This is a genomic window from Streptomyces sp. VRA16 Mangrove soil, assembly GCF_017377775.1.
In the GTDB taxonomy this organism is placed as follows: Bacteria; Actinomycetota; Actinomycetes; order Streptomycetales; family Streptomycetaceae; genus Streptomyces.
In genome coordinates this window covers 386,624-409,175 of record NZ_JAFVLN010000001.1, presented here as the reverse complement: position 1 = coordinate 409,175, position 22,552 = coordinate 386,624, and the positions used below count along the sequence as shown (strand labels likewise).

General features: G+C 72.3%; 19 protein-coding genes. 4 read left to right on the top strand and 15 right to left on the bottom strand.

Features of this window, described 5'->3' with window-relative positions; all coding sequences use genetic code 11:
* Positions 1 to 126: 126 nt before the first annotated feature.
* From J3486_RS01720 to J3486_RS01700, 5 genes are all read right to left on the bottom strand, one after another.
* A complete protein-coding gene (locus J3486_RS01720; protein WP_307804653.1) occupies positions 127 to 1,635 on the bottom strand; it encodes an APC family permease in 1,509 nt (502 codons plus the stop codon).
* A 139-nt stretch (positions 1,636 to 1,774) separates the two neighbouring features.
* Positions 1,775 to 3,130, bottom strand: coding sequence for an aspartate aminotransferase family protein (locus J3486_RS01715; protein WP_207818103.1), 1,356 nt, complete (start codon positions 3,128 to 3,130; stop codon positions 1,775 to 1,777).
* An 83-nt stretch (positions 3,131 to 3,213) separates the two neighbouring features.
* The gene (locus tag J3486_RS01710) at positions 3,214 to 4,533 is read right to left on the bottom strand and encodes a M20 family metallopeptidase (RefSeq protein WP_207818102.1); all 1,320 of its coding nucleotides are present in this window, start codon (positions 4,531 to 4,533) and stop codon (positions 3,214 to 3,216) included.
* The gene (locus tag J3486_RS01705; protein WP_207818101.1) at positions 4,533 to 6,005 is read right to left on the bottom strand and encodes an aldehyde dehydrogenase; all 1,473 of its coding nucleotides are present in this window, start codon (positions 6,003 to 6,005) and stop codon (positions 4,533 to 4,535) included. Before J3486_RS01705 ends, J3486_RS01710 begins: the two co-directional genes overlap by 1 nt.
* Complete coding sequence (locus tag J3486_RS01700; protein ID WP_207818100.1) at positions 6,002 to 7,399, bottom strand: cytosine permease; 1,398 nt, start codon at positions 7,397 to 7,399, stop codon at positions 6,002 to 6,004. The genes J3486_RS01705 and J3486_RS01700 overlap by 4 nt, the downstream gene beginning before the upstream one ends.
* Before the next feature lie 241 nt (positions 7,400 to 7,640).
* Between J3486_RS01700 and J3486_RS01695 the strand changes: the two genes are divergently transcribed.
* Positions 7,641 to 8,252, top strand: a complete 612-nt coding sequence (locus tag J3486_RS01695) for a TetR/AcrR family transcriptional regulator (protein ID WP_207818099.1) — start codon at positions 7,641 to 7,643, stop codon at positions 8,250 to 8,252.
* Here the strand turns inward: J3486_RS01695 and J3486_RS01690 are convergent.
* The 5 genes from J3486_RS01690 to J3486_RS01670 form a co-directional block, all read right to left on the bottom strand.
* Positions 8,247 to 9,173, bottom strand: a complete 927-nt coding sequence (locus J3486_RS01690) for a LysR family transcriptional regulator (protein WP_207818098.1) — start codon at positions 9,171 to 9,173, stop codon at positions 8,247 to 8,249. The genes J3486_RS01695 and J3486_RS01690 overlap by 6 nt on opposite strands.
* A gap of 68 nt (positions 9,174 to 9,241) precedes the next feature.
* On the bottom strand, positions 9,242 to 10,372 hold the full coding sequence (locus J3486_RS01685) for a M20 family metallopeptidase (RefSeq protein ID WP_207818097.1): 1,131 nt from the start codon (positions 10,370 to 10,372) through the stop codon (positions 9,242 to 9,244).
* Positions 10,369 to 11,046, bottom strand: coding sequence for a DUF1028 domain-containing protein (locus tag J3486_RS01680; RefSeq protein ID WP_207818096.1), 678 nt, complete (start codon positions 11,044 to 11,046; stop codon positions 10,369 to 10,371). The genes J3486_RS01685 and J3486_RS01680 overlap by 4 nt, the downstream gene beginning before the upstream one ends.
* Complete coding sequence (locus J3486_RS01675; protein ID WP_229377328.1) at positions 11,043 to 11,522, bottom strand: RidA family protein; 480 nt, start codon at positions 11,520 to 11,522, stop codon at positions 11,043 to 11,045. Before J3486_RS01675 ends, J3486_RS01680 begins: the two co-directional genes overlap by 4 nt.
* Positions 11,523 to 11,532: 10 nt before the next feature.
* Positions 11,533 to 12,786 (bottom strand): NAD(P)/FAD-dependent oxidoreductase, encoded by a 1,254-nt coding sequence (locus J3486_RS01670; protein WP_207818095.1) that lies wholly within the window; start codon positions 12,784 to 12,786, stop codon positions 11,533 to 11,535.
* A 200-nt stretch (positions 12,787 to 12,986) separates the two neighbouring features.
* Here J3486_RS01670 and J3486_RS01665 point away from each other — a divergent pair, with 200 nt between their 5' ends.
* On the top strand, positions 12,987 to 14,219 hold the full coding sequence (locus tag J3486_RS01665; RefSeq protein WP_207818094.1) for a low temperature requirement protein A: 1,233 nt from the start codon (positions 12,987 to 12,989) through the stop codon (positions 14,217 to 14,219).
* Between the two features lie 48 nt (positions 14,220 to 14,267).
* Here J3486_RS01665 and J3486_RS01660 read toward each other — a convergent pair whose 3' ends face one another.
* Genes J3486_RS01660 through J3486_RS01650 form a run of 3 tightly spaced genes read right to left on the bottom strand, consistent with a single transcriptional unit; the run spans position 14,268 to position 16,307 of the window.
* Positions 14,268 to 14,831 carry a GNAT family N-acetyltransferase gene (locus tag J3486_RS01660; RefSeq protein ID WP_374194672.1) on the bottom strand — a complete coding sequence of 188 codons (564 nt, stop codon included), beginning with the start codon at positions 14,829 to 14,831 and terminating at the stop codon, positions 14,268 to 14,270.
* 16 nt (positions 14,832 to 14,847) lie between these two features.
* On the bottom strand, positions 14,848 to 15,201 hold the full coding sequence (locus J3486_RS01655; protein ID WP_207818093.1) for a VOC family protein: 354 nt from the start codon (positions 15,199 to 15,201) through the stop codon (positions 14,848 to 14,850).
* Positions 15,198 to 16,307: a Glu/Leu/Phe/Val dehydrogenase dimerization domain-containing protein gene (locus J3486_RS01650; RefSeq protein ID WP_207818092.1), complete on the bottom strand. Its 1,110-nt coding sequence runs from the start codon at positions 16,305 to 16,307 to the stop codon at positions 15,198 to 15,200. The genes J3486_RS01655 and J3486_RS01650 overlap by 4 nt, the downstream gene beginning before the upstream one ends.
* Before the next feature lie 77 nt (positions 16,308 to 16,384).
* Here J3486_RS01650 and J3486_RS01645 point away from each other — a divergent pair, with 77 nt between their 5' ends.
* The gene (locus J3486_RS01645; protein WP_207818091.1) at positions 16,385 to 16,843 is read left to right on the top strand and encodes an Lrp/AsnC family transcriptional regulator; all 459 of its coding nucleotides are present in this window, start codon (positions 16,385 to 16,387) and stop codon (positions 16,841 to 16,843) included.
* 64 nt (positions 16,844 to 16,907) lie between these two features.
* Here the strand turns inward: J3486_RS01645 and J3486_RS01640 are convergent, their stop codons facing one another.
* Positions 16,908 to 17,306, bottom strand: a complete 399-nt coding sequence (locus J3486_RS01640; RefSeq protein WP_207818090.1) for a VOC family protein — start codon at positions 17,304 to 17,306, stop codon at positions 16,908 to 16,910.
* Between the two features lie 108 nt (positions 17,307 to 17,414).
* On the opposite strand from J3486_RS01640, the gene J3486_RS01635 reads away from it, so the two are divergent.
* Complete coding sequence (locus J3486_RS01635; RefSeq protein ID WP_207818089.1) at positions 17,415 to 18,404, top strand: YafY family protein; 990 nt, start codon at positions 17,415 to 17,417, stop codon at positions 18,402 to 18,404.
* Positions 18,405 to 18,469: 65 nt separating this feature from the next.
* On the opposite strand, the gene J3486_RS01630 is transcribed toward J3486_RS01635, so the two are convergent.
* Positions 18,470 to 22,393, bottom strand: a complete 3,924-nt coding sequence (locus J3486_RS01630; RefSeq protein ID WP_207818088.1) for a glycoside hydrolase family 2 TIM barrel-domain containing protein — start codon at positions 22,391 to 22,393, stop codon at positions 18,470 to 18,472.
* Between the last annotated feature and the right edge of the window lie 159 nt (positions 22,394 to 22,552).

The window sequence follows — 22,552 nt, the reverse complement described above, 5'->3', positions numbered from 1 at the left end:
CTGCACAGTTTCACCGCCGATCGGCGCAGGTCACGGCCAGCCACTCCGGGCGGTCACCTGCGCCGGTGGTCGTCCGGCGACCGTTTGGCGCGGGCCGCGCCCGGGGGCGCCGCCCGCGCCGCCGGTTCAGGCCCGGTCCGGCGCCGGTCGTGCGCGGCGGGCGGTGGCCAGGCCGGCGGAGCCGACGAGGAGCAGCACGGCCACCGTGCCGAGGGTGAAGAGCTCGAACGCGCCGCGCGAGACACCCCACACGTCGTGGAAGTCGTAGCCGATGCCGAAGAGCCCCTCCAGGACGCCCGGGAAGAGCGCGGACCAGGAGCCGACCAGGATCCAGGCGTAGACCAGGGCCGCGCACACGAAGAACCCGCGGGCACCGAAGGGGACCCGGTAGGGGCGCGGCACGTCGGGGTGGCGCAGCCGGAGCAGGACGAGGGCGGGGATGACCACGAGGTACGACAGGAGCAGCGTGGTGACGGCGACGGTGAGCACGACGGCGAAGACGGCTCCGGCGTCGCCGTCGGCGAGTTGCATCGCCGCGAGCATGAAGAGCGTGGCCACGGCGCCGGAGAGCAGGTTGGTGCGCACCGGCGTGCCGAGCCTCGGGTGGAAGGCGCCCAGGGCGCGGGAGAAGAAGGCACCGTCCGCGGCGGCCATGGCCTGCATACGGTCGCTGACGATCATCCACGCGCTGCCCTGGGTGAGCAGGGCGAAGACGAACATCACGGCGGTCGTGGTCAGCAGTGGACCGGCCGCGCCGCCGTACACGCCGAAGACCAGGCGGGCGCCCTCCATGAAGCCGCCGATGCCGGTGACCTTCTGCGCGGGCACCACGGTCAGCAGCGCGAGGACCGGCAGCAGGTAGCAGCAGGCGGCGACGGTTGCCGAGCGGCCGAGGGCGGCGGGCACGTCGCGCTGCGGGTCGTGCATCTCCTCACCGGCGGCGTTCGGGGCCTCGAAGCCGACGTAGGCGAAGAGCAGGATCGGGACGAGGGCGAGGAAGCCGGCCGTGCTCGGGGTGAACCGGGTGTCGGTGAGTCCCTGGAAGCCGTGCTCGATCCCGTACAGCAGGGCGGTGACGGTGAACAGCGCGAGGCACAGGACCTTCACGAGCGCGCCCGCCGTGGTGATCCACTTGCCGCGGCGCAGGGAGACGACGGCGGTGAGGATCGCGGCCCAGACGAACAGCAGCTTGAAGGTGTAGTCGGCGAAGGTGCCGGAGCCGAGGTGGAAGACGAAGCCGTCCCAGGTCTCCGCGGCGAGGAAGACCAGGGAGCCGCCCAGCCAGATCGGGTTGGTGACCCAGTAGAAGAGGGTCGTGAGCGCGGCGGCGGGCCGGCCGAGGGCGAGCTTGACCCACACGTACGGGCCGCCCTCCTGCGGGAACGCGGCGCCGGTCTCGGCGAACAGCAGGGCGTAGGGGATGAGGAAGAACAGGGCGATGACCGCGGTCCAGGTGGCGGCCTCGCCGCCGCCGGTGGCGATCTGCCCGACGGTGTCGAAGGAGATCACCGCGGCGATGGCCATGGCGGTGATGTCGAACCGCTTCAGGCTGCGCTGGAGTCCCTCGGTGGAGTCCGGCGGATGTGGGTGAGGGGGCTGCTGGGACGTGGTGGTGGTCATGTCGGAGGAGGACACGGGCAGTTCCTAGGGCGAGGGGAGGGGGACTGCGGGAAGGCGCGTGCGGGCGCGGCGACGGTGTGGGGTCCGTGTCGGATGCGGTTGCCGGGGTCGGGGACGGAGGCCCAGCGGTTCAGGGCCGGGCCTCCGGTCGGCATTATGCGGGGCGGATCTCGCCGGTGGGCTCGGTGCGCTCCAGGACGCCGCGCAGCGCGGACGCCGCCTCCTTGGCCTCGGCCTCGGTCATGATCAGCGGCGGGGACAGCACGAGGCTGTGCGCGGAGTCGCGGACGATGACACCGGTCTCGCGCCGGATGACGTCGTGCGGCATCCGCTCGGGGTTCAGCGGCAGCGGGGTGCGGCTGTCGCGGTCGGCGACGAGCTCGACGGCGAGCATCATGCCGACCGAGCGGATCTCGCCGACGATCGGCAACTCGCCCAGCTGCGCCTCCAGTTCACCGTGCAGGGTGGCGCCGATGGTGGTGGCGCGGGCGAGCAGGCCCTCGTTCGCGATGAGGTCGAGGTTGGCCAGGGCGACGGCGGTGGCGACGGGGTGGCCGTTGTACGTGTAGCCCATGGGGAAGCCGTGGTCGCGCAGCAGCACCTCGGCGACGCGGTCCGCGACCATCAGCGCGCCCAGCGGGACATAGCCGGACGTGATGCCCTTGGCGGTGACGATGATGTCCGGGGTGACGTCGAAGTACTGGGCGGCGAACCACTCCCCCACACGTCCGTACGCGGTGACGACCTCGTCGAAGATCAGCAGGATGCCGTGCCGGTCGAGGACCTCGCGCACGCGCGGCCAGTAGTCGGCGGGCGGGACGAGCATGCCGCCGACGCCCATGATGGGTTCGCCGATCATCGCGGCGATGTTGTCGGGGCCGATCTCGGCGATGCGCTCCTCCAGCTCCCTGATGAGGAAGTCGGTGGGGTCCTCGCCTCCGTAGAGCTCGGTGCGGTACGGCCACGGCGGCGTGAGGTGCGAGACGTGCGGCATCATCGGGGCGAACCCCTCGTGGTAGACCGGGAATCCGGTGGCCGAGCCGCCGCCGTAGCCGATGCCGTGGTACGCCTTGTCGCGGGCGAGGATCCAGGTGCGGTCGGTGTCGCCGCGCCGGTGGTGGTAGTAGCGGGCCATCTTGATGGCGGCCTCGTTGCCCTCGGAGCCGCCGGACGTGAAGTACACGTGGTTCAGCGGGTCGGGGGCGATCTCCGCGAGGCGGGCGGCGAGCGCGATGGCGCGGTCGTTGGAGAACTCCCAGAAGCTGGTGAAGTACTCCAGCTTCTTCATCTGCTCGTGCGCGACGTCCGCCAACTCGGTCCGGCCGTGGCCGACTTGGGCGAGCCACAGGCCGCCGGTGGCGTCGAGGTAGCCACGCCCCTCGGAGTCGGTCAGCCGGCACCCGGAGCCCGAGGTCATGATCACCCGCTCCTCGGTGGTGCCGGGGAGATAGGGGTGGATGATGTGGGCGCGGTCGGCCGCGAGCAGGCTCTGGTGGTCCTGGTGCTGCATGGAGTGTCCTTCCGTACGGTCGTGCGGGTCGGGCTGCGGGTGCCGTGAGGGTGAGGGCCGGGCGTCGGGGCGCAGGCGGGGGGTCAACGACAGGCCGTCAGTGCGGCGAGGGCCAGGGCCTTCGCGGTGGCGAGCAGATCGTCGATCTCGATGTACTCGTCGACGGTGTGCAGGGTCGAGGAGCCGTCGGGCCGGGTCGCGGTCGGGCCGAGGCAGACGGCGGGGGTGTCGGCGAGGCGGGTCAGGGTGGCGGCGTCGGTCCAGGACGGTTCGCCGAGGATGCGGGGCGTACGGCCGAGGGCCGTGGCCGCACCTTCGAGTACCCGCACCACGGGGTGCGTCCGGTCCACCTCGGCGGGCGGCAGTTCGGTGTCCCAGGTGAAGCGGGGCGGGTGCGCCGTGAGCCAGCCGTCGGCGGCGCTCGCGTCCCGTACGGCCGCTTCGATCTCGGCGCGCACCTTGCTCGCCCAGCCGTCGGCGTCGGCCTGCACCGGCAGATAGGTGACGTCGAGGGACACCTCGCACGACGCGGGGTAGGTCACCCACCATTCGCCGCCCTTGATGGTGGTGGGCACGATGGAGGGCGGCGGCAGCAGCGGGTGGGTGTGGGCCGGGTCGACGGCCCAGCGCTCGCGCAGGTCCTGGAGGGCGGCCAGCGCCGGGAGGGTCTTCTCGATGGCGTTGACGGCGCCGCCGGCGCGCCAGTCGCCGGGCGGGTACTCGGCGTGCCCGGGCCGTCCGTCGACGGTCAGCGTGCCGCCCAGGATGCCGCGTTGGGCGGTGACCACGTCGAGGTCGGTGGGCTCGGGGACGATCGCCGCGTCGGCCTTCACCCCGTACGCGAGCGAGGCGAGGGTGCCGGCGCCGTTCCACTCCTCGTCGGTGACGGTGTTGAGCAGCAGATCGCCGGGGAGCCGGATACCGAGGGCCGCGAGGGTCTCGGCCGCGATCACCATGGCGGCGATGCCGCCCTTCATGTCGCAGGTGCCGCGCCCGTAGAGCCGCCCGTCGCGGACGTCGGCGCGGAACGGGTCGCTGGTCCACGCCTGCTTCGGCTCCGCGGAGACGACGTCGATGTGCCCGTTGAACAGGAGCGAACGGCCGCCGCCCGTGCCCGGGAAGCGGGCGATCAGCTGGGGCCTGCCGTCGAAGCCGAGGCCCTCCGGGGTCTGCGGGGAGCTCGGCAGGTCGGACGGCTTGGGGGTGACGACGTCGACCGTGGCGCCGGCCGCGCGCAGCCGGTCGGCGAGGTGGTCCTGGAGGTCGTGCTCGGCGCGGTAGCGCTCGTCGGCGCTGCCGCGCACGGTGGTGTCGAAGGCGACGAGGTCGGCCGTGAGGTGGACCAACTCGTCGCGTCGGCGGTCGAGTTCGGCGAGGACGCGTTCCGTGTCCGTGGCGCTCATCAGTACGTCACCCATGTCGTCTTGAGGCCCGTGTACTTGTCGAAGGAGTGCAGGGAGAGGTCGCGGCCGTAGCCGGACTGCTTGAACCCGCCGAAGGGGGTCGCGGGCGACAGCGCGTCGACCGTGTTGACCGAGACGGTGCCCGCGTGCAGGGCGTCCGCGGTGCGGTGGGCGCGGGCCAGGTCGCGGGTCCAGACCGAGGCGGCGAGTCCGTACGGCGAGTCGTTGGCGAGGCGGACCGCCTCCGCCTCGGTGTCGAAGGTGTGCACGGTGACGACCGGCCCGAAGAGCTCTTCGCGGGCGAGCGGGGCGTCGGGGGCGAGCCCGGTGACGATCGTCGGGTGGACGTAGGCGCCGGGCCGGTCGGGGCGGGTGCCGCCGCACACCACGGTGCCGCCGGACTCGGCGACGGCCTTGAGCACGCGGACGGCCTGGGCCTCGTCGACGAGGGGGCCGAGCGTGGTGGCGGGGTCGAGCGGGTCGCCGGGGACGAACGCGGCGGCGTGCGCGGCGACGCGCGCCGTGAACTCCTCGGCCACCGAACGCTCCACGAGCAGGCGGGTGTTGGCGGAGCAGACCTGCCCGGTGTTGTACGCGAAGCCTGCCGCGGCCTGCTCCGCCGCCGCGTCCAGATCGGCGTCGGCGAAGACGAGGTTCGGGGACTTGCCGCCGGCCTCCGGCCACACCTGCTTGAGGTTGGACTCGGCGGCGTAGGCGAGGAAGCGGCGGGCGGTCGCCGTGGAGCCGGTGAAGGCGAGGGTGTCGACGTCGTGGTGGCGGCCGAGCGCCTGTCCCGCGGTCTCGCCGAGTCCGGGGACGACGTTGAGGACACCGGCCGGGAGTCCGGCCTCCACCGCCAGTTCGGCCAGGCGCAGGGCGGAGAGCGGGGACTGTTCGGCGGGCTTGAGGACGACGCTGTTGCCGGCGGCGAGGGCGGGGGCGAGCTTCCAACTGGCCATGTCCAGCGGGAAGTTCCACGGCACGACGGCACCCACGACGCCGAGGGGGACGCGGCGCACGAGGGCGAGGTTGCCGGGCGGCGCCGGGGCCACCTCGTCGTACAGCTTGTCGGCGGCCTCGGCGTACCAGGCGAAGACGCCGGCGGCGCCGGGCACGTCGGTGCCGTAGGACTCGGCGATCGGCTTGCCCATGTCGAGGGTGTCGAGGAGGGCCAGTTCGCGGCCGTGCTCCTCGATGAGCGCGGCGAGCCGGAGCAGCACGCGCTTGCGGGTGGCGGCGTCCGCGCGGGACCAGTCGCCGGCCTCGAAGCTGCGGCGCGCGGCCCGCACGGCGGCGTCGACGTCGGGGGTGTCGCAGGAGGCGACCTCGGCGACGACGGCGCCGGTGGCCGGGTCGACGGTGGCGAAGGTGGCGCCGGACTCCGCGTCGCGCCACGCGCCGTCGATGAACGCCTTGGTGCGGAGGTCGAGCCGACCGGCGAGGGCGGCCCATTCCTGGTGCGTGTACGTCATGCTGCGGGCACTCCTGTGGTCGGTGCGGGGGCGGGGCTGCGGCGGCTGGTGCCACGGGCGGCGAGCAGCCAGTAGAGGGGGACGGTGACGACCAGACCGGCGATCCAGCCGAGGTCGGTGTCGCCGAGGGCGTGGGCCAGCGGGCCCGTGTAGAGGGACTGCGCCATGAACGGGATCTCGGCGAGGATGCCGATCGCGTAGACGGCGAGGGCCGTGACGTTCCAGCGGCCGTAGACGCCGCCGTCGCGGGCGAAGAAGGACGGCACGTCGTAGTCGCCGTGGCGGATCAGATAGAAGTCGACGAGATTGATCGCCGTCCAGGGGATCAGGACGTACTGCAGGACGTAGATCAGGTTCAGGTAGTTCGTCATGAAGCTGTCGGCGAGCGCCAGGGCGAGGACGACCGAGAGGGCCGTCAGGGCCGCGCCGATGACGGCCCGTCCGGTGGCGCGGGGCAGCCAGCGGTGGGCGAAGGTCTGCCCCGCGGTGACGGCGCAGAGCACGGCGCCGTACAGGTTCATCGAGTTGGTCAGCATCGTGACCAGCGCGAAGCTCCAGAGCGTGAGGTGGCCGAGCGTCGAGCCGAGCAGGTGGTTGAGGGCCGCGATCGGGTCGCCGCCGCCCGCGATGCCGATCGCCGCGCCGACCACCATGGGGATGACGCTGCCGAGCACGCAGCCCGCGTAGGTGCACCACAGGGTGGAGCGGACGCCGGCCCGGTGGGCGGGCATGTAGCGGGAGTAGTCGGAGACGTAGGGCGCGTAGGCGATCTGCCAGAGCGCGCCGACGGAGACCATCCCGAGGAAGCCGGCGAGGCTGAAGCCGCCGGAGGTCAGGAAGTCGGATGGGAGGCCGCCCGCGAACAGGTAGACGGCGCCGATGACCTGGATCGCACCGAACGCCCAGGTGGTCCAGGCGCCGATGCGGTGCATCAGGCGGTAGCCGACGACCGCGACGGCGAGGCTGACGACGGCGCACAGCACCACGCCCGCGCTCTCGCCGACGGGGGTGACCTCGCCGAGCGACTGGGCGCCGACGACCAGGTTCGAGGCGAAGAAGCCCTGGTACATGACGATCACGACGAGGACGACGGCGAGGGCGCCGACGCTGCCGAACTGGCCGCGGCTCTGGATCATCTGCGGCACGCCGAGCTGCGGCCCCTGCGCCGAGTGCAGCGCCATAAGGAAGCCGCCGCCGAGGTGCCCCACGAGCAGGGCGGCCAGGCTCCAGTAGAAGGAGAGGCCGAAGGCGGTGGGGGCCAGCGCGCCGGTGACGACGGTGAGCGGGCCGAGGTTGGCGCTGAACCAGATGGTGAACAGGTCCCGGGTGCGCCCGTGGCGTTCGTCCACGGGGACGACGTCGATGGTGCGCCGCTCGATGCGCTGATGGTCCATGGCGTCTCCGTGAGGCGGTGGGGCGGATGGGGGCGGATCAGGGTGGACGAGAGAGACCTCGGGGCCCTCGACGCACCGGCTGCGCGGCGCAGAGGAAGAGGGGCCGTGACACCGGGTGCGGGATCCGTTCCGGTGCGGCGAGTTCTTTGAGTCTGGATTCAAACAATGCGCCAAGGACCCGTCAATGGGTTCCGCAGGATCAACTTGCTTTATTTGAACGGCGTAACAGAGAATTAACCGCATGGGTAAACCGGGGAGACCGAAGAACCAGACGGCGCGGCGCGAGGCGCTCGTGGACGCGGCCGGGCGGGCCATCACGGAGCGCGGCCTGGAGGGCCTGCGCATCAAGGACATCGCGGCGGAGGCCGGCATGTCCGCCGGATCGGTCCTCTACTACTACCCGGAGCTGGACGACCTGGTCCTGGAGGTGCACCGGGGCGCGGTCGAGCGGTTCCTCACGGCGCGGCACGCGGTCACCGACGAGGTGGCCGACCCGGTGGCGCGGCTGCGGGCGCTGATCGCCTCCGGGCTGCCGTCGGACCCCGACGACGCGACGCACGGCCTGCTGTACGAACTGCACGGCCGGGCCGACCGCAGCGCCGGGCACGCCGAGCTGATGGCCTCCCTGTTCGCCAGCGAGGTGGGGCTCTACACGACCGTGCTCGAAGTGGGCGCCGCGACCGGGGTGTTCACGCTGACGGGGCCCGTGGCCGATCTGGCCAGGAATCTGGTCGCGCTGGAGGACGGCTACGGGCTGCACATCGTCAGCCGCAACGCGGGCCTGACGCGGACCGAGGCACAGCGCCTGATCCGCGCCCACGCGCGGGCCGTGACGGGCTGCGCCGAGCTATAGCCGGGGGCGTCCGCCCGCGACGTCGCGCAGGACGTCCATGACCGCTCGCGCGCGGGCGGTGTGGTTCATGCCGCCCACGGACGCGATCTTGACCTCCAGCGGCGGGCCGCCGTCGCGCAGCGCGAGTTCGGCGACGTCGCCGCCGCCGTACGTCTGGCTGGTGGCGGGCCGCTGGTTGAGCACGGACCAGCCGAGTCCGCGGGCGACGAGGGAGCGCACGGTCTCGTAGCTCCGCGTGCGGTAGCGGACGTCGGGTGCGGTGCCGGTGGCGGCGACCAGGGAGTGGAAGTAGTCGCGGCTGTGCGGCAGGTCGAGCAGGACGAGGGGTTCGGCGGACAGCTCGGCCAGTGCGACGCTGTCGCGTCCGGCGAGCGGGTGGCCGGCGGCGACGATGACGTAGGCCGGAGCGCGGGCGATGGTCTCGCCGTGCAGGTCGGGCTCGGACGACAGGCCGAGCCCGTAGGTGAGGGCGAAATCGATGCGGCCCGTGGTCAGGGCGCGGACGAGCTGGTCGGTCTCGGCCTCCACCACGTCGATCTCGATGCCGGGGTGGCGCCGGGTGCACTCGCTGAACAGGGGCGGCAGGTAGTACGGCGCCAGCGTCACGAAGCAGCCGACGGTCACCGGCCCGGAGAGCGTCTCGCCGTCACCCCTGGCCTCCTGTTCCACCTCGCGGGCGCGGGCGAGCAGCTCCCGTGCCTGCTGCTGGAGCCGCTCCCCCGCGGGCGTCAGGGTCAGGCCGCGGCCCCGCCGCCGGATGAACAGCTGCACCTGGAGTTCCCGCTCCAGGTTGTGGACGGCGGCGGACACGGCGGACTGCGCGATGTGCAGCTCCGTGGACGCCTCCGTCATCGAGGCGCGTTCGGCGACGACGAGGAAGTAGCGCAGCTGTACGAGGGTGAAACCCAGCGGTGACGTCATGCGAGACCCTTGTGCGCGGTGGACCGTGTGCGCCCCGACCTTATGCGCCCCGCCCCTGTGCGGCACCGTCACCCGGCTGTGGCCCGGTCCACCCCCGTCCAGGCCAGCGCCACCGCCGCGTCCAGCAGCGCACGCTCCGCGGGTCCGCCCACGCAGTGCGCGGCGAACTCGGGCTGGTGGTTGGTGGCGGGCAAGGAGCCGATGCCGATGTAGGGGTGGATGGCCGGCACCACCTGGGAGACGTTGCCCATGTCGGTGGAGGCGCGGTTCATCCGGGCGGCCTGGCCCGGGGGCGCGAACTCCCGTCCCAGGGCGAGCGCGTTGGCCCGGTAGTGGCCGAGGGCGCGCTCGTCGGCGCGGAACTCCGCGTACGGCTGGCTCTCCGGTTCGATCTCCAGCCCGCAGCCGGTGGCGAGGGCGCCCGCCTCGAAGGCCCGCATGACGCGCGGTTCGAGCTCGGCGAGTTCGGCGAGGGTCTCGGCGCGGACGTACCAGCGTCCGGTGGCCCGCCCGGGGATGGCGTTCGGCGCGTCCCCGGCATGCGTGACGATGCCGTGCACGCGTGCGGAGGGCGGCAGTTGCTGGCGCAGCAGCCCGATGGCGACCTGCGCCACGGTGAACGCGTCGGCGGCGTTGGTCCCGGCCTCCGGGTAGGCGGCGGCGTGCGCCGACTTCCCGGTGTACGCGATCCTGGAGTGACTGACCGCGAACGGACGGGCCTCGGCGACGTCGACCGGCGCCGGGTGCGCCATCATCGCGAGGTCGACCCCGGCGAAGGCGCCGCGCTCCAGCATCTCGATCTTGCCGCCGCCCCCCTCCTCGGCCGGAGTGCCGTACACCTCGACCGTGATGCCGGCGTCGTCGGCGACGGCGGCGAGCCCGAGCGCGGCGCCGACGGAGCTCGCGGCGATGAGGTTGTGCCCGCAGGCGTGGCCGAGGCCGGGCAGGGCGTCGTACTCGGCGCACAGCGCGATCCGCACGGGACCGCTGCCGAACCGTGCGTGGAAGGCGGTGTCCAGGCCCAAGTAGGCGCTGGTGACGTCGAATCCGGCCCGGTCGAGCAGCTCGGGCACGGCGGCCGCGGCGCGATGCTCCTCCCAGGCGGTCTCCGGGTCGGCGTGCAACCGCTCGCAGAGCGCGACGAGTTGACCGGCGCGGGCGTCGACGGCCCGGCGGGCGGCGTTCTTCAGGGCGTTCATCGCTGGTCCCCCGGCACGCCGTACGAGGGCGAGGCGGCGGGGTCGAGAGCGCGTTGTACGTAGTCGTCGCGTTGCGGCAGCCAGACGTCGAGCAGGTCGCCGAGCCGGTCGACGGGATCGTCGGCCCAGTCGACGCGCAGGTCGCTCACGCGCCAGCCGACGTCGGCGACGACCGCGAGCCCCGCCGAGCGCACCGGCCCCTCCTCGCCGCCGGCCTCGACGGCGGCCTTCATCGCGGCGAGCAGCCGCTCCTCGACCTCGCCCGTCGCGGCGGCGTACGCGTCGAGGAGGACGCCGGGGATGTGCGGACCGCAGAGCATGTTCCCGGCCGCGACCGCACCGTCCGCGGTGGCCGACGCGTACGTGCCGAGGGTCTGCGGGCCACTGAAGACGGCGCCGGGACCGGTCCGGCCGAGGACGGTCAACTGCCGGTAGGCGAAGGTCCTTTCGTTGCGCGGCGCTCCGGTGACACCGGCGAGGGCGCGCTCCGGGTCGCCGTGCCCGGCCAGCCCGTCGAGGAGGTCCGGGCCGAGCGTGGGGTCGGTGATGTTCTGCGAGGTCGCGGCGCCGACGCCGGGCCGCAGATGGACGACGCGGGCGGCGACGGCCGGGCTCGACGAGGCGGCCGCCACCCCGAACCGCTCACCGTCACGGACCACCAGGGAGAACGTCATGCCCGCTCCTCCTTCGGGATCACCGCGACGGCGTCGATCTCGCAGAGCCACTCCGGGCGGGCGAGCGCCGACACCACCAGGCCCGTGGAGATGGGGTGGACGCCCTTCGTCCAGCGGCCCACGGCCCGGTACACGGCCTCGCGGTAGCGCGGGTCGATCAGATAGATCGTCAGTTTGACGAGGTGTTCCATCCGGCTGCCCGCCTCTTCGAGCAGCATCTTGATGTTGGCCATGGCCTGTTCGGCCTGCGCCGCGGCGTCACCGATGCCGACGGACGCGCTGGTGTCGAGGTCCTGGCCGATCTGTCCGCGTACGTAGACCGTGTCTCCCGCGACGACGGCCTGGCAGAGGTCGTTGTCGAGATTCTGCTCGGGATACGTGTCGCGGGTGTTGAAGGGCCGGATCCGGGTGTGCCCGCCGGCGACGACGGGGGCCTTCGGGGAGGTGGCCGGCTGCTCGGGGGAGTACGAAGACATGGACTGCTCCTCAGCTCGTGCCGTACGCGAGATAGCCGCGCCGGGTCGTGATGTGGTCGGCGACGTACCGGGCGTCGTGCCAGACGCCCCAGATGAAGCTGGAGCCGCGCCGGGACAGCCAGGGCAGGCCCAGGAAGTAGACGCCGGGCTCGCGCGACACACCACGGTGCTGGTCGGGGCGGCCGTCGTCGTCGAACGTGTCGACGTCGAGCCAGGTGTAGTCGGCGGCGAAGCCCGTCGCCCAGACGATCGAGGTGACGCCCTCCCCGGCCAGGTCGAGTGTGCGCCGCGGGTCGGTGACGCATTCCGGGTCCGGGCCGAGGACATGGGCTCCCGGCTCCTCGGGGAGGTCGAGCCCGTTGCGCTCGCAGTACGCGTCGGCCGCCCGCAGCAGGGCGAGGTACTTCTCGTCGCCCGCCGCGATGTTGGTGCCGAGGTCGGACGCGAAGTGCAGGACGCCGTCCTCGTCGCAGGAGGCGGTCATGCCGACGAGTTCGACGCCGGTGGCGGCGAGTTCCCTGAAGTCGACGGTGTGGCCGCCGCGTGCTCCGCTGACCGCGATGGTGACGTGCGCGGCGCCCTGCGGGGGCGTCGCCGCGTCCCAGAGTCCGAGCACGCCGAGCCACCAGCAGAAGTCGCGCCCGCGGTAGCTGCGCGGCGGGCGGTCGTGCGGCCCGACCGAGAGGAGGACGCGGCGCCCGGACCGGCGCAGCTCGTCGGCGATCTGCACCCCGGACGACCCGGCGCCGACCACCAGCACGGCGCCTTCAGGGAGTTGGCCTGGATTTCGGTACGCGCTGGAGTGGATCTGCACGGGGACGGCGCCGTCCGCCACGACCGGCGGGATCACCGGGCGCTGGAACGGTCCGGTGGCGGCCACGACGAACCGCGTGTCGATGACGCCCTCGGAGGTCTCGACGCGGAAGCCCGGCCGCCCCGCGTGCCGGCGCACCGAGGTGACCTCCACACCGCAGCGCACGGGGGCGCCGATCTTCTCCGCGTACGCGACGAAGTAGTCGGCCACCTGCTCCTTCGACGCGAAGGCGTCGGGGCCGACGTCGGTGAACTCCAGGCCGGGGAACCGGTCGTGCCACGCCGGTCCGTTGGCGACCAGCGAGTCCCAGCGCTCCGAGCGCCATCGCTCGGCGATCCGGCTGCGCTCCAGAACGATGTGCGGGACGCCCTGCGCCCCCAGGTGCTCACTCATCGCGATGCCGGCCTGCCCGGCCCCGACCACGACGACTTCGGTCTCTTCCGTGGGCATGTCTGCCTCCCCTCCGGCGGCAGGCACCCCGGTCCCGGGTCGGTGTCGCCCCTGTGGGGGGACCGTGCTGCCGCTGACGCCATCCTGGAGGCCCCGCCATCTCCTGTCGAACAGATGTTTCCGTTCAGGGTGATCTGATTTTCCGATACCTGACCACGACCGTGCGCCCGAAATGACGGAAAGGCGTGGATTGTTCGTTCATGCTCGACCGCATGGACTCCGTCGCCGACCAGCCGTCTTCCCCGTCCGCCGAGGCGGGCGCCCAGGAGCGCCATGCCTCCTGGATCGAACTCTTCTTCGACCTCGTCGTCGTGGCGGGCATCGGGGCGCTGTCCCATCTGCTGCACGACGCGGCGTCCGCCACGGACGTGTATCTGTACGCCGTGCTCTATCTGGCCTTCTGGACGGCCTGGGCGGCGTTCGCCATGTACGGCAACCTCGCCGGGGACAAGGCGCGGACGACGAGCATGCTGGCGGCGATGGCGCTGCTCGCCGTCATGGTCGCGGCCGTACCGGAGATCCGCGGACCGCACGCGGTCGCCTTCGCCCTCGCCTACGCAGGGCTGCGGGTGCTCGCGGACCGGATGTGGGGACGCGAACAGGTCGTGGTGGACTGGCCGTTGATGCAGCTCGGCTTCGGCATCACGCCGTGGGTGGTGTCGGTCTTCGTGGCCGGCTGGTGGCGCTACGGCCTGTGGGGCGTCGGCGTGGCCGTCGATCTCGCGGTCATGTTCACCATGTCCAGCGGCCGCATGGGCCGGGCGGCGCGGCAGCGCGCGGAGCACATCGAGCAGGCCCACCCGGAGGTGGCCGGGACGATCGAGATCTCCGAACTCCACTCGGACACCGCGCACTTGGCCGAGCGACTGGGCCTGTACGTCATCATCGTGCTGGGTGAGGGGCTGATCCAGGTGATCGACACCGCCTCGGAGACGGAGTGGGACCTCGCGCTGGTCGGGGTCGCGACCGGGGCCTTCGTCCTGCTGGTCGCGATCTGGACGCTGGCGGTGCGGTACGGGTACGCGGCGGTCCCGCATCTGTCGCCCACGCGGCTGCCCGTACGCATCGCGATGGCCCTGCACTGTTTCTCGACGGCCGCGCTCGCCGTCGTGGTGACCTCCCTGGGCTCCGCCGTCGCACATCCGCACGGTGAACTCCCGGCACATGTGCGGTGGTTGCTGTGTGCGGGGACGGCGCTCTACTTCGCCGTCGGCGCGCTGACCGGGGCGCTGCTGCGCATGGGGTGGCGCTGGCTGCTCGGCAGCGCGATGCAGTGCACGCTGGCACCGCTCGTCGTCGGCCTGGCCGGCGGTGGTCTCGGCGCCGCGTGGGTGGTGTGGCTGATGACGGCGGTGGCCGCCTGGCAGGTGCTGTGGCTGTTCCGCCCGGCCCTGGCGGCCCGGCGCCGCGAGCACCGGGGCGGGGATGCGTGACGGCGCCCCCGCACCGGTGCCGCCGCACCCCCCCTGTGCCCGATCCGCCTACCGGCGCCGGCGGACGTGCACGTGCCCGTCGCGCGGGTAGGCGGGCGGCCAGGCGGGCAGCAGCTTCTCGAAGGCGTACCCGCTCTTCTCCGCCACCCGGCACGAGGCGGTGTTGTCCTCCTGGTGGACGAGTTCCACACGCCGCAGTCCGTCGGCGCCGAAGGTGTCGAACGCCCAGAGGGTGAGCGCCTCCAGGGCGCGGGGCGCGACGCCGCGCCCGCGGGCGTGCGCGGCGGTCCAGTAGCCCACTTCGGCCGACGGCTTCCCGGACTCCACGCCTTTGAGCACGACGTGCCCGACCAACCCGCCTTCGGGGGCGCCGACTTGTTCCTCCAGGACGGCGAGGCCGAACCGGTCCCCCGCCGCCCACCCCTGTTCCTGGTTCCGCACCCACTGCGCGGCCTGGGCCTCGCTCTCCGGACCTGAACCCGTCCAGTGGCGCATGTCCGGATCCCGGTACGCCTCGACGAGCGCGGCCCCGTCCTGCGTCCGCCAGGGACGCAGGAGCAGGGCGGGAGCGGAGGCCGCGGCGGGCGCGTGCAGCTGGACCATGTCGTTCACCGGGTGATCGTAAGCCTCAGTAGTACTGCACCAAGCAGAATTCATGGCCCTCCGGATCGGCCATCACGACCACCACGCCCTCGTCGTAGTCATGTCGTTCGCCGGTGAACGTGCCGCCGAGTTCCATGACTTGGGCGATCCCCTGGTCGATGTCGTCGACGCCGACGTCGAGATGCAGGCGCACCTTGCCGTGGTGCGCTGCGGTCACGGGCTGGAAATTGAGGCGGGGTTGTGGGCTGTCGGGGCGGCCGAGGTAGACCCAGCCGGGCCTGGCCGGCAGGCGCGGGCAGTCGAGCAGTGCGCCCCAGAAGCCCGCGACCCGTTCCACGTCGACACAGTCGACGGTCAGGCCGATCCAGCGGTTCGTCATGGTGCCACCTCTCCTGAAAGGGACAAGACGCCTTCGCGGACGCGCCGCGCGGCGAGTTCGGCGGCCGCGCGGGCGGGCGTGCTCCCCTGGTCGCGGGCGATCCGGAAGACCTCCCGGAGGGTATCGGCGATGCCGGTGAGGCGCCCGGCGGTCTCCTCCTCCGGTTCGTGGCGCAGCTCGACCCCGGTGGCGTGGATGACTCCTCCCGCGCTGACGACCACGTCCGGTGCCCAGAGGATGCCGCGTGCGGCGAGGAGTTCCGCGGTGGCCGGTGTATCGAGCTGATTGTTGGCCGGGCCTGCGACGGCGGCGCAGCGCAGCCGCGGCACCGTGTGCGCGGTGAGCAGCCCGCCGAGCGCGGCCGGCACCAGGATGTCGACCTCTGCCGCGAGGGCGTCGTCCGGGTCCACCCAGGTCGCGCCCAGTTCGGCGGCGGCGCGGCGGGCGGCCGGGGCGGTGTCGGTCACGATGAGCCGGGCCCCGGCCCGCTCCAGCAGCCGGGCCAGCCGGCCGCCGACGGCGCCGAGGCCGATCACCCCCACGGTCAGCCCGCGCAACTCCGGTGACCCGAACGCCTCTTGAGCGACCGCGCCGAGCGCCGCGAGCGTGCCCCGCGCGGTGTGCAGGGAGGAGTCCCCGCTGCCGCCGTCCTCGACCGGCCGGCAGCACACGTGCGCGGTGCGTTCCCCGATCACGGTCATGTCGGCCGGGCCGCTTCCCACGTCGGGCCCGGTGACGTACCGCCCGCCGAGCGCCTGAATCGTGTCGCCGACGTCATGGAGCAACGCGGTGCGCTCCGCGCCGGACGGCCGCTCCGCCGCGGGCAGGGCGACGACCGTCTTCCCTCCCCCGTGCCGCAGACCGGCGAGCGCGTTCTTCTCAGTCATCGCCGCCGCCAGTCGCAGCGCGTCCGCGACCGCGGCGCCGGGGCCGGGGTAGTGCGCGATGCGGCATCCGCCGGCCGCGGGGCCGAGGGCGGTCGAGTGCAGGGCGACGATGATCGCGATTCCGCTGCGCCTGCCACGGACGACCTGCACCAACTCATGCGACGGAGAGAGTGTGTTGAGCGCCAGGGCTTCCTCGAATGTGACGAGTTCGGCTGTCATGGCAGGAAACTAACCGCGCCGTCGGCGCGCGCGGCCGCCACCCGAATTCAATTCGGCACGGCCCCCATAATCGCCGCATGGACGAACTTGATTCGGCGATCATCCGCCATCTCCAGCGCGATGCGCGGCAGACCAACCGCGACCTCGCCCGCTCCCTCGGCATCGCCCCGTCGACCTGTCTCGAACGCGTCCGCGCCCTGCGCGCCCGCGGCGTCATCACCGGCTACCACGCCGCCGTCGACCCGGTCGCCCTCAACCGCCATGTGCAGGCCCTCGTCCACTTCCAGATACGCCCCCTCAGCCGGGCCGTGATCGAGGCGTTCAAGAGCTACGCGGCCGGACTGCCGGAGGTGAGCACGGTCTACGTCGTCACGGGCGGCGACGACATGATCGTGCACGTGTCCGTGCCCGGCGTGGACTACCTCCACGGCTTCCTCATGGACAAGTTCACCGAACGCCGCGAGGTCGTCGGTTTCCGCACGTCCGTGATCTACCAGCACACGCACAATCAGGTACTCGAACCACTGACCCCGTGACACCCCGGTCCGGTCGGTGCGCGCCGCCCCCGGATCGGCTCGCCCGCCGTTCCGGGCCCTCGGTTCAGCGCCCGAACTTCGCCCGAGCCGCCTCCGTGACAGGCGTGAAGAAGTTGACGAGGTTACCGTCGGGGTCGCGGAAGAGCAGGGACCTGTTGCCCCAGGGCATCGTGGTCGGCCCGCTGACGACCTCGTCGACCACCCCGGACAGGTTCGCGTGCACGCGGTCCACGTCGTCGACGAGGAACTCGGTGATCACCGTGTCGTTGGCCGCCGGGCGGGCGGAGCCCGGCGCGAACAGGGGGACGGTGCGGGTGCCGGCGATCGCGAGGGTCGCGCCGGGCGTCCCGATTTCGGCGAAGTCCTCGGTGGCCCAGGTCGCCCGGGCCCCGGTGGCGCGTTCGTAGAAGGAGACGAGGCGTGCCACGTCGCCGGTGATGATGCGGATCGAGACGAAGTCCATGGGGTCTCCCTGGTCGTGATGACACCGGTTGTTCCTGTTCCGCAGACTAGGAGGAATAGAGGACGGAATCGGTCCGCTATCGATCGGCTTCCGCGTTAAATTGGGAGGATGTCCCGACCCACCGGCCGCGTGCTGACCCTCCTGGAGCTGCTGCAGTCGGGCGGCACCCGCACCGTGGCGGAACTCGCCGGCCGGCTCGGCGTCGAGGGGCGCACCGTGCGGCGGTACGTGGAGCAGCTGATCGAGCTGGACATCCCGGTGGAGTCGGTGCGCGGCCGCTACGGCGGATACCGGCTGGCTCCGGGGTACCGTCTGCCGCCGCTCATGTTCAGTGACGACGAGGCGCTGGCCGTGCTGCTCGGGCTGATCGCGGGCCGGCGGGCGGGGCTGACGGCGGCGGAGCACACGGCGGGCGAGACGGCGGCGGCGAAGATCCGGCGGGTGCTGCCCCGGCACCTGGCCGGTCGTCTCGACGCGCTCCTGGGCGCTCTGGCGTTCACGGACGGGCCCGGTGACTTCGACACCCCGGACGCCGGGGTCCTGCTGACCGTCGCGGACGCGGTGCGCCGGCGGCACCCGGTCCTGATCCGGTACGCCGACCGGGAGGGCCGGCGCAGCGAGCGCACGCTGCACGCGTACGGGATCGTCGCCCACTCGGGCCGGTGGTACGTCACGGGCCGGGACCCCGGGATCGACGAGGACCGCACCTTCCGCCTGGACCGCATCGCGGACGCGCGGCCCCTGCCCGGCTCGTTCGAGGCCCCGGAGGGGCCCGATCCCGCGCAGCGCGTCCTGTCGGCGCTCGCCACGGCCGCGTACCGGCACGAGGTGTCCCTGCGGATCCACGGAACGGCCGAGCAGATCCGTGCCCGCCTTCCGGCCGGCGTCGCGCGCCTGGCGGAGCACGAGCCGGCGCGGACGCGGGACGGAACGGGCGAGCGCTGGTGGCGGGTCGAGCTGAGGGTTGAGCGGCTGGACTGGCTGCCCCGTGAACTCGCCGCGCTCGACCGGCCGTTCGTCATCGAGCGTCCCGAGGCGCTGCGCGACCTCGTCGTCGCCCTCGCCGACCGTCTCGGTTCCCGCGCGCTCGGGGACTGACGCCGTCCCCGGACCCGCGGGCCCGCCCCGGACCCGCGGTCCGGGGCGGCCCCGCGTTTGCGCCGCTACTTCGTGTCGATCACCCGACGGGCCAGCCCGGCCGCCTCGTCGAGGCGGGAGACCGGCCGGAGCCAGTACGTGTACGCATAGTCGCGGTCGGCGAGGAGCTTGTACGCGTCGTGGGTCTGGGCGCCCCAGCTGTTGTCGCCGCCGACGCCCATCTGGCGGTGGTTGACGCGCAGGACGACCTCTTCGTGGAAGTCGAGCTGGTAGTCGTGGCGCCTGCCGACGGAGAGGTCCTCCGGGGTGAGGTGGGAGGCGTTGATCTCCAGAAGCGGGTGGTCGCCGAGCGGGTCGCCGCTGACGAGCAGGCCGCGGCCGCGCCGGTCGCCGAGTACCGCCCAGCGCACGTCCGTCTTGTTGCCGTTCTCCTGGGGACGGATGTACGAGGTCCACTGTTCGGCGACGGATCCGCTCCAACGGCCCACGTCCGTACCGTCGTTGCGGTCCCAGTGGTTCTCCTCGGGGCCGCGCCCGTAGTAGTGGATCCGGTCGAGCGCGGCGGGCAGCCGCAGGATCGTGCCGACCTCGGGGAGGTAGGGCAGGGACGCGGCCCCGGGGTGCAGGGCGTTGTCGACCTTGACGGCGCCGTCGCCGAAGACGGTGTAGGTGGTGGCGTAGGTGGAGACGGTGGAGGTCGGCAGGGTGCCCTTGACGGCGATCTCCACCGCCTTCACCCCGCCGGAAGCGCTGAGTTGACGTACCGTCACATCGGTCACGGTGCGGCGCGCTCCGGCGTCCCGCCAGGTCTGGTTGCGGGTGTGCTGGCCGTTGCCGTGGTCGTTGTCGGTGGGCCCGCGCCAGAAGTTGGGGACGGGTCCGGCCGTGACGAGCGGGGCGCCGTCGGCCTCGTACGACGTGATGACGCCCTTGTCCTTGCCGATGACGACCGTGAAGCCGCGTCCCGTGACGGTGACGGCCGTGTCCGTGTCCGCGCAGGACAGGTCCGGTACGTCGCCGAGGGCGACCGGGGTGATGTCGGGGCTGCCCGCGACGAGGGGCAGTTGGACGCGGGCCACCTCGAAGCCCTCGTCGGCCCACACGGTGTCCTCCTTCAGCCGGAACGAGAGCTGGAGGAAGTACTCGGCGCCGGGTGCGGGGTCGGCGGGCAGGGTCACGGGCACCGTGATCTCCTTGCTGGAGAGCGGTGCCACGTCGAGCTGGCTCCGGGTGAGGGCGCCGTGCCGGATCACCTCGCCGTCGCGCGCGAGTTCCCAACGGCCCTCGTAGGCACGGAGGTTGGTGAACAGGAACTCGTTGGTGAGGGTGACGTCCCCGGCTCCCCCGCCCTTGGTGGGCGCCACGTTGATCGCCTGGTAGATCCGCTTGATCTCGGCGGCCTTGCCGGTGAGCCCGCGGTCCGCGGTGATGATCCCGTCGGCGACGAAGTTGCCGTCGTTGGGGTTGTCGCCCCAGTCACCGCCGTACGCGAAGAAGGTCTTGTCGCGCGGCTTCTTCTCCTCGACCGCGACGGCCTCGGCGTCGAACCAGAAGCGCACGCCGTCGCCGTCCGGGCCGCGCCCGTCGTCGGCGAGTTCGGCTGCGCTCAGCGCACGGCCGTAGACCCGGGCGCGCCGGATCGCGCCGCTGAACTCCCGCGTCATGTTGTCGACGTCGATGCCGAGGGCCAGGGGCGCCGTGTTGCTCGACGGCTTGCGGGTGGTCGACACGGTGGCCTTCACGGCGCCGTCGACGTACAGCGTGAGCGATCCCGCGCTCGCGTCGAAGACCCCGGCGATGTGGTGCTCGGTGCCGGTCCAGCCGTCGGTGGGCGTGGTCCAGCTCGCGGTGATCCACTGCCCGGCGGAGCAGATGAAGAACTCCAGCTTCCTGTCGGACTGCTTGAGTGCGTACTGGGTGTCGCCCTTGGCGATGATCGGCTGGTGGTAGCCGGTCACGTGCGGGGTCGCCCAGGCTTCCAGGGTGAGCGATCCGGTCAGGTCGAGCCGGTCGTCGCGCGCGAAGACGGTGCCGCCGCTCACCCCGGTGTCCCGCCCGAACCTGCCCGCGGGGTCGATGAGTTCGCCGCGCAGAGCGGCCGGACCGCTCTCGGTGAACACCGTCCGCAGCGGAGTCGGCCAGCTCAGCGACTGGTCGACGAAGTCCCAGATCCAGCCGCCCTGCAACACGTCGTAGCGGCGGACCAGGTCCCAGTACTCCTTCACGTTGCCGTTGGAGTTTCCCATCGCGTGGCAGTACTCGATCATCACGTACGGGCGGGTGTCCGCGGTGTCCTTGGCGCGGGCCTCGACGCGGGCCGGCGTCTCGTACATCGCGGAGCGGATGTCGCTGACGCCCGGGCTGTCGTCGCCCTCGTACTGGATGACACGGGTCGGGTCGTACGAGCGGATCCAGTCGTGCATGGCGGTGAAGGTGGAGCCCGCGCCCGCCTCGTTGCCGAGCGACCAGATCACCACGGAGGCGTGGTTCTTGTCGCGGTGGACCATGTTCTGCGCGCGGGCCACACACGCCCTGGTCCAGTCGGCGTGGCTGGTCGGGTACCGGTCGCGGACGCCGTGCGTCTCCAGGTTGGTCTCGTCGACGAGGTACAGGCCGTACTCGTCGGCGAGTTCGAGCCAGATGGGGTTGTTGGGGTAGTGCGAGGTGCGGACCGTGTTCATGTTCATCCGCTTGATGATCGTGATGTCCTTGACCATGTCGGCGCGGGTGAGGGCGGTGCCCCGGTCCGGGTGCATCTCGTGGCGGTTGGTGCCGCGCAGCGAGATCGGCTGCCCGTTGATCCGCATGAGCCCGTCCTTGAGCGCGAACTCCCGCAGTCCGACCCGGTGCGAGAGCGTCTCGACGACCTTGCCCGACGGGTCGCGCAGTTGCAGGACGGCGGTGTAGAGGTAGGGGCTCTCCGCCGACCAGAGCCGGGGCGAGGGAACGGACTTGGCGTCCCGCACCGTCACTTCGGCGTCCGTCAGTGTCACGGACTGCGCGAAGGGCCTGCTCCACACGGTGTGCCCGTCCGCGTCGTACAGCTGCGTCTCGACGGTGTACGTGCCCGAGGGCGTCGCGTCCGTGCCGTAGTGACGGACGGTGGCGGTGACCGACAGCTCGGCGCTGGTGTGTCCGTCGCCGAGCGGGGTGTCGAGTTTGAAGTCGCGCAGGTGCACGGTGGGGGTGGAGTAGAGGTAGACCGAGCGGAAGATGCCGCTCAGCCGGATCATGTCCTGGTCCTCCATCCAGTCGCCGTCGGAGAACCGGTAGACCTCCACGGCGAGCTGGTTGGGCCCGCCGTCGGGGTCCAGATGGTCGGTGATGTCGTACTCGGCGGGGGTGTACGAGTCCTCGTGGTAGCCGACGAGCGTGCCGTTGACCCACACGTAGTGGGCCGACTTCACCCCCTCGAAGTGCAGGAACACCCGCCGTCCCGCCCAGCCGTCCGGCACGGTGAAGGTGCGTCTGTACTGGCCGACGGGGTTGTAGCGGGTCGGCGCGGCGGGCGGCTGGGCCTCTTCGCCGAGGCCGTTGGCGCCCCACCACGGGTAGGTGATGTTGGTGTAGATCGGGAAGTCGTGCCCGTGCAGCTGCCAGACGGACGGCACCGGGATGGTGCCCCACGCCCCGTCGTCGAGATCGGTCCGGTAGAAGTCCTCGTCCCGGTCCGACGGCCGGTCCGCATAGGCGAACTTCCAGGAGCCGTCGAGACTTTGACGGTACGCCGACCGCGTGCGGTCCGCCGCGAGGGCGCGGCGCACGCTCTCGTACGGCATGAGCGTGGTGTGCGGCGGCTCGGTGCCCATCCGGAAGACGTCGATGCGGCCGTTCCACTCGTCGCCGTCGGCGCTCACGCCGGCGCCGGCCGCGTGCGCCGAGGAGGCGGTTCCCACGGACGGCAGGGCGAGCGCCCCGAGAACGGCGGCGCCGCCCTCCAGGAGCCGGCGGCGGCTGAGGTACGGGGAGCGGGGGTGCGGGTGCGACATGGCTGTGCCCTTCTGCGGGTGCGGGCATGTGCAACTGGTGTGACGGAACAGGCCTGTCGAGCCCGACCACCCTAGGAACACAACACAATCCACACAATGCCACCGTCGGAATCTGTGGCTTCCTGAGCACACACGGGGCGGACAGTCCGCGCCGCACGC

Coding starts and splice junctions, on each gene's coding strand:
- J3486_RS01650 (WP_207818092.1), bottom strand. CDS start 16,307: ATGACAGCCGAACTCGTCACATTCGAGGAAGCCCTGGCGCTCAACACA.
- J3486_RS01715 (WP_207818103.1), bottom strand. CDS start 3,130: ATGCAGCACCAGGACCACCAGAGCCTGCTCGCGGCCGACCGCGCCCAC.
- J3486_RS01665 (WP_207818094.1), top strand. CDS start 12,987: ATGCTCGACCGCATGGACTCCGTCGCCGACCAGCCGTCTTCCCCGTCC.
- J3486_RS01680 (WP_207818096.1), bottom strand. CDS start 11,046: ATGACGTTCTCCCTGGTGGTCCGTGACGGTGAGCGGTTCGGGGTGGCG.
- J3486_RS01710 (WP_207818102.1), bottom strand. CDS start 4,533: ATGAGCGCCACGGACACGGAACGCGTCCTCGCCGAACTCGACCGCCGA.
- J3486_RS01630 (WP_207818088.1), bottom strand. CDS start 22,393: ATGTCGCACCCGCACCCCCGCTCCCCGTACCTCAGCCGCCGCCGGCTC.
- J3486_RS01705 (WP_207818101.1), bottom strand. CDS start 6,005: ATGACGTACACGCACCAGGAATGGGCCGCCCTCGCCGGTCGGCTCGAC.
- J3486_RS01685 (WP_207818097.1), bottom strand. CDS start 10,372: ATGAACGCCCTGAAGAACGCCGCCCGCCGGGCCGTCGACGCCCGCGCC.
- J3486_RS01690 (WP_207818098.1), bottom strand. CDS start 9,173: ATGACGTCACCGCTGGGTTTCACCCTCGTACAGCTGCGCTACTTCCTC.
- J3486_RS01655 (WP_207818093.1), bottom strand. CDS start 15,201: ATGACGAACCGCTGGATCGGCCTGACCGTCGACTGTGTCGACGTGGAA.
- J3486_RS01695 (WP_207818099.1), top strand. CDS start 7,641: ATGGGTAAACCGGGGAGACCGAAGAACCAGACGGCGCGGCGCGAGGCG.
- J3486_RS01700 (WP_207818100.1), bottom strand. CDS start 7,399: ATGGACCATCAGCGCATCGAGCGGCGCACCATCGACGTCGTCCCCGTG.
- J3486_RS01635 (WP_207818089.1), top strand. CDS start 17,415: ATGTCCCGACCCACCGGCCGCGTGCTGACCCTCCTGGAGCTGCTGCAG.
- J3486_RS01670 (WP_207818095.1), bottom strand. CDS start 12,786: ATGCCCACGGAAGAGACCGAAGTCGTCGTGGTCGGGGCCGGGCAGGCC.
- J3486_RS01640 (WP_207818090.1), bottom strand. CDS start 17,306: ATGGACTTCGTCTCGATCCGCATCATCACCGGCGACGTGGCACGCCTC.
- J3486_RS01645 (WP_207818091.1), top strand. CDS start 16,385: ATGGACGAACTTGATTCGGCGATCATCCGCCATCTCCAGCGCGATGCG.
- J3486_RS01675 (WP_229377328.1), bottom strand. CDS start 11,522: ATGTCTTCGTACTCCCCCGAGCAGCCGGCCACCTCCCCGAAGGCCCCC.